Raw genomic sequence first — 5,247 nt, 5'->3', positions numbered from 1 at the left:
GCCCTGACGTGCGCGGACGCCCGCGGCCGGTCGTGCGGCGGCCGCGGGCGTCGGGGGCGTGCGTGGTCGTGCGGCGGGCGTCAGACTCGCCGGACGACCTCCGCGAGCAGCGCGCTGATCCGTGGTCCTGCCGCGGCGCCGGCCTCGAGGACCTCCGTGTGCGACAGGGGTGTCTCGCTGATGCCCGCCCCGAAGTTCGTCACGAGCGACACGCCCAGGACCTCGAGCCCGGCGTGGCGCGCGGCGATCGCCTCCACCGTCGTCGACATGCCCACGAGGTCGCCACCGATCCGGCCCGCCATCGCGACCTCGGCGGGGGTCTCGTAGTGCGGCCCGCGGAACTGGACGTACACGCCTTCGTCGAGCGTCGGGTCGACCGTGCGGGCGACGTCGCGGAGCCGCGACGAGTACAGGTCGGTGAGGTCGACGAACGTCGGGCCCTCGAGCGGCGACGTCCCCGTCAGGTTGATGTGGTCCCGGATGAGCACCGGGGTGCCCGGACCCCAGGCCGGGTTCAGGCCACCGCACCCGTTCGTCAGCACGAGCACCGACGCGCCTGCGGCGGCCGCGGTCCGCACACCGTGCACCACGCGCCGCACCCCGCGGCCCTCGTACAGGTGGGTGCGCGACCCGAGCACGAGCGCGTGCTTCGGGGCGTCGTCGGGGGTGCCCGCGATGCGGATCGAGCGGATCGTGCCGACGTGGCCGACGACCGCCGCGGCGCTGAAGCCGGGGATCTCGGTGCTGGGCAGCTCGGCGACCGTCTCGCCCAGCAGGTCTGCCGCGCCGCCCCAGCCCGAGCCGAGGACCAGCGCCACGTCGTGCTTCGCGACGCCCGTCGCGCTGGCCAGGTGCGCGGCGGCCGCACGGGCCACCTCGAACGGGTCGGTCGCGGGGTCGTCGAGGTCGGGCACGTCGGTGAGGTCGCTCATGCTCGAAGGCTAGCCCGCACCGACCGGTGCGACGCAGGACGCCCCGGCCGCGCGCTGCGGACGCGTGCGCGGGCCCGGGCGGCGGTGTGCGGACGGCCGCGGGCGGGCCGGGCAGGCAGAATGGGCACCCGTGAGCACCCCGTCGCAGGACACCGACCGTTCCCGAGCGCCCCGCGTCGTCGTCGTCGGCGGCGGACCCGGCGGCTACGAGGCCGCGCTCGTCGCGCGCCGCCTGGGCGCCGACGTCACCGTCGTCGAGCGTGCGGGGCTCGGGGGTGCCGCGGTCCTGACCGACGTCGTGCCGTCGAAGACCCTCATCGCCACCGCGGAGTGGATGACGATCGCCGACCGCGCGCCCGAGCTCGGCATCCGCCTCGACGGCATCTCGGCGCCCGGGACGGTCGCCGAGTCCGGCGTCGGCTCGCTCGTGCGGCACAGCATCGACCTCGCCGCGGTCAACGCGCGCGTGAAGGCGCTCGCGGCCGCGCAGTCCGCCGACATCCGCGGCCGCCTCGACCGCGAGGGCGTGCGCACGGTCCTCGGCCACGGCCGGCTCGACGGCCCCGCGCGCGTCGTCGCGACCACGGCCGACGGCGAGGAGGAGGTGCTCGACGCCGACGTCGTGCTCGTCTCCACGGGGGCCACGCCGCGCGTCCTGCCCGAGGCCGTCCCCGACGGGGAGCGCATCCTCACGTGGACGCAGCTCTACGACCTGCAGGAGCTGCCCGAGAAGCTCGTCGTCGTCGGGTCGGGCGTGACCGGCGCCGAGTTCGCGGGCGCGTACACGTCGCTCGGCGCCGACGTCACGCTCGTGTCGTCACGTGACCGCGTCCTGCCGGGTGAGGACGCCGACGCCGCCCAGCTGCTCGAGGACGTCTTCAAGGCGCGCGGCATGACCGTGCTGTCGCGCTCGCGCGCCGCCGGCGCGCGCCGGGTCGGCGACCGGGTCGAGGTGTCGCTCGCCGACGGGCGCGTCATCGAGGCGTCGCACGTGCTGTTCGCCGTCGGGTCGATCCCCACGACCGCCGGCCTCGGCCTCGAGGAGGCCGGCGTGCGCCTCACGCCGTCGGGTCACGTCGAGGTCGACAAGGTGTCCCGGACGTCCGTGCGCGGCGTCTACGCGGCCGGCGACGTCACGGGCGTCTTCCCGCTCGCGTCCGTCGCGGCGACGCAGGGCCGCATCGCGATGTCGCACGCGCTCGGCGACGCGGTGAAGCCGCTGTCCGTGCGCGGGGTGTCCGCGAACATCTTCACCGCGCCCGAGATCGCGACCGTCGGCTCGACCGAGGCGCGGCTCACCGAGCTCGGCGTGCACTACACCGTCAGCACCCTGCCGCTCGCCCGCAACCCGCGCGCGAAGATGCTGGGCGTGCGCGACGGGTTCGTGAAGATCTTTGCCGCCGAGGGGACCGGCACGATCCTGGGCGCGGTCGTCGTCGGGCCGCGCGCGAGCGAGTCGATCTTCCCGCTCACGCTCGCGGTGACGCACCGCCTCACGGCCGACCAGGTCGCCGACGCCTCGACCGTCTACCCGTCGATGTCGGGGACGATCGGCGAGGTCGCGCGCATGCTCCACCACCGCTCCGCGGACTGAGCCCGGAGCGGAGCGGACGGTGCGGGCCGCGCAGCGGCACGCGCCGGGAGCGGAGCGCAGGGCTCAGGCCGACATCGGTACGGACTGAGCGCGGAGCGCAGCGGACGGTGCGGGCCGGGCAGCGGCGCGCGCCGGGAGCGGAGCGCAGGGCTCAGGCCGACATCGGTACGGACTGAGCGCGGAGCGCAGCGGACGGTGTGGGCCGGGCAGCGGCACGCGCCGGGAGCGGAGCGCAGGGCTCAGGCCGACATCGGTACGGACTGAGCCCCGCGACCGCCCGACTCGTCAGGCCGTGAACGTCGCGACGACCGGCAGGTGGTCGGAGAGCGTCGACGTGCCCACGGTCGCGGCGGTGAACGTGACGCCCTGACCGAGCACCCAGTCGATGCGGTGCGCGGGGTCGGTGCTCGGCTCGGTGAGCGCGTCCGGGTCGCCCGCCGCGTCGACGGCGCTGACCCACCCGGCGTCCGTGAGGAGGTCGAGCTCGGGCGAGCCGGGCTCGGCGTTGAGGTCGCCCGCGAGGATCGCGGCGCCCGTGACGGGCTCGGCGGCGAGGAGCGCGTCGAGCTGGTCGAGCCGCGTCGGGGTGTTGGACGCGCGGTGCTGCAGGTGCACGGACGTGACGCGCACGGGGGTCCCGGACGCGGTCGTGAGGGTCGCGGACAGCGCCGACCGCTGCTGCGGGCCGTCGCCGTAGGGGAGCGGGTGGACGGTGACGTCCGTGAGGCCCGAGCGTGCGAGCACGGCGTTGCCGAACTGGTGGTCGGCGGCGGGGGCGAAGCGGATCGTCATGTCGAGGCGGTGCGCGAGCCACGTCGCCATGTCGGCGCCCCCGCCGAAGATCCAGCCGCGCTCGACCTCCTGGAGCGTGACGACGTCGGGGTCGGCGGCCTCGATCGTGCGGGCGACCCCCTCGAGGTCGACGGCCGTCAGCGGGGACACCCCGTAGTGCAGGTTCCAGTCGACGACGGTGAGCGGACCGTCCGCGGCCTCCGCGGGGACGGTCGCGCCGGTCGTGCTCCAGCCGCGATGGCCGGCCAGGACGCCGACGAGGGCCAGCACGACGCCCGGGATGAGGAGGAGGCGCGCGGCGTTGACGCGCGCGGGGACCTTCTCGTCGTCGAGCGGCGGGTCGTCGACCTGTGCGGCGACCTCGGGCGTGCGGCGGCGCAGCCCGGCGAGGCCCACGACCGCGGCGGCGAGGACCACGACCCACGCGTTGTCGACCGGCAGCGGCACGTCGTAGTCGAGCATGTAGAGCAGGAGCGGCAGCACGACGCCCAGCCCCGCGAAGCCCGTGCTGATCGCCGTGCGGGGGATCCCGGGCGGGGCCGGGCGGCGCGTGCTCAGGACGGTCGCGACCACGAGCCCGGCCACGACCTGCGTGACCGCGAGCGCGACGAGCGCGACCGGTCCCGACGTCCACAGGCTCACGCCCGTGCCGACCGTGAGCAGCACGGCGGCACCGACCCGCACGGCGGCGGGCCAGACGTCGGGCCGCAGCAGTGGCCACGCACCGAGCGCGGACGCCCCGAGGAGCACGAGCCCCGCGACGTCGAGCGGCACGTCCAGGTACACCGACCAGTCCCAGAAGCCGGCCAGCTCGGCGCGGTGCAGGAAGGTGCCGTCGACGAGCACGAGCGCGTCGGGCGCGGCCTGGACGCGACCGGGCCGCGGTGCCCCGTCGTGCGCTCCGTGGGTCACCGCCGGGCGGAAGAGGCCGTCGCCGCCCGGGCCCAGCGGGCCGAGCGCCTGCGCGGTGAGCGCGTCGTAGTCGTACGCGTCGAGCCAGAAGCCCGCCGGGGAGTGGCGCCCGCGGGCGTGGCGGACGTGCGCCGGGTGGAAGAAGTCGTCGGCGTGGAGGACCACCACGGGCCGCCCGGGCACGTGGGCTGCCAGCAGACCCGTGACGGTGCTCTTCCCGCTCCCTCCCGCACCGTCGACCGCGACGAGCGCGCGACGGTCGCGCGGCGCCTCTGCCAGCAGCCGGTCGAGCACGAGCGAGAGATCGCCCGGAAGCGGGCGAGGGGACGCGTGCGCCACCGCGGGTGCGGTCAGTCCTCGAGGCCGAGGGCGAACGCGGTCTCCAGGTCGTGCTGGCTGTACGTGCGGAACGCGATGTAGGTCTGCGTGCGGACGACGCCGTCCACCTTGCCGACCTTGTCGGCGATGACGTCGGCGAGCGCCTCGTGCTCGCGGACCCGCACGACGGCGATGAGGTCGACGTCGCCGGTGACGGAGTAGACCTCGCTGACCCCGCGGAGGTCGGCGATGGCGGTGGCGACCTCGGGGACCTTCGCGGCGTCGGCGTCGATGAGCACGATGGCGGTCAGCATGTCGCCCATCATGCCGTGCTGGGCGCGGGGGCGACGAGCGACAGGTGCGGCCGGTGCGTCGTACCGACTCCCTGGTCACCGCCCGGGTCGGCCTGCGCGTGCCGCGCGGCATCCGCGACGGCCGCGGCGGGATCGACGACCGCGACGGCGCTGCGGGCGGGCATCGACCAGCCGCCGGCGACCTCGACGAGTCGGACGCCGGGCTTGTCGAGCCAGGCGAGCAGGAGGTCGGTCTCCTCGGGGTGCGCGGCGGGGGCGGGGGACGGTGGTGCGGCGACGTGCTCGCCGCTGGCCTGCAGCGCGGCGACGACGGGTCGCGGGTCGGTGCGGCGGTCGACGCGTGCGGTCCCCGCGAGCCGTCCGTGCCGGACGAGGACGAGCTCCC

4 protein-coding genes and 1 pseudogene are annotated in these 5,247 nt (G+C 76.0%); 1 reads left to right on the top strand and 4 read right to left on the bottom strand.

Annotated elements, in window-relative coordinates; translation table 11 throughout:
- Positions 1–80: 80 nt before the first annotated feature.
- A complete protein-coding gene (locus tag HGA02_RS09365) occupies positions 81–932 on the bottom strand; it encodes a purine-nucleoside phosphorylase (protein ID WP_168678781.1) in 852 nt (283 codons plus the stop codon).
- Between the two features lie 130 nt (positions 933–1,062).
- Here HGA02_RS09365 and HGA02_RS09360 point away from each other — a divergent pair, with 130 nt between their 5' ends.
- The gene (locus tag HGA02_RS09360; protein WP_168678780.1) at positions 1,063–2,526 is read left to right on the top strand and encodes an NAD(P)H-quinone dehydrogenase; all 1,464 of its coding nucleotides are present in this window, start codon (positions 1,063–1,065) and stop codon (positions 2,524–2,526) included.
- A 285-nt stretch (positions 2,527–2,811) separates the two neighbouring features.
- On the opposite strand, the gene HGA02_RS09355 is transcribed toward HGA02_RS09360, so the two are convergent.
- The 3 genes and pseudogenes from HGA02_RS09355 to HGA02_RS09345 form a co-directional block, all read right to left on the bottom strand.
- Complete coding sequence (locus HGA02_RS09355) at positions 2,812–4,524, bottom strand: endonuclease/exonuclease/phosphatase family protein (RefSeq protein WP_343035407.1); 1,713 nt, start codon at positions 4,522–4,524, stop codon at positions 2,812–2,814.
- A 56-nt stretch (positions 4,525–4,580) separates the two neighbouring features.
- The gene (locus tag HGA02_RS09350) at positions 4,581–4,862 is read right to left on the bottom strand and encodes an Lrp/AsnC family transcriptional regulator (RefSeq protein ID WP_124342498.1); all 282 of its coding nucleotides are present in this window, start codon (positions 4,860–4,862) and stop codon (positions 4,581–4,583) included.
- 8 nt (positions 4,863–4,870) lie between these two features.
- Positions 4,871–5,247 (bottom strand): annotated as a pseudogene (locus HGA02_RS09345) (DEDD exonuclease domain-containing protein); the annotation flags it as partial.

It is taken from the genome of Cellulomonas septica (genome assembly GCF_012396155.1).
Taxonomy (GTDB): domain Bacteria; phylum Actinomycetota; class Actinomycetes; order Actinomycetales; family Cellulomonadaceae; genus Cellulomonas; species Cellulomonas septica.
This window is presented reverse-complemented; position numbering and strand designations above follow the sequence as displayed.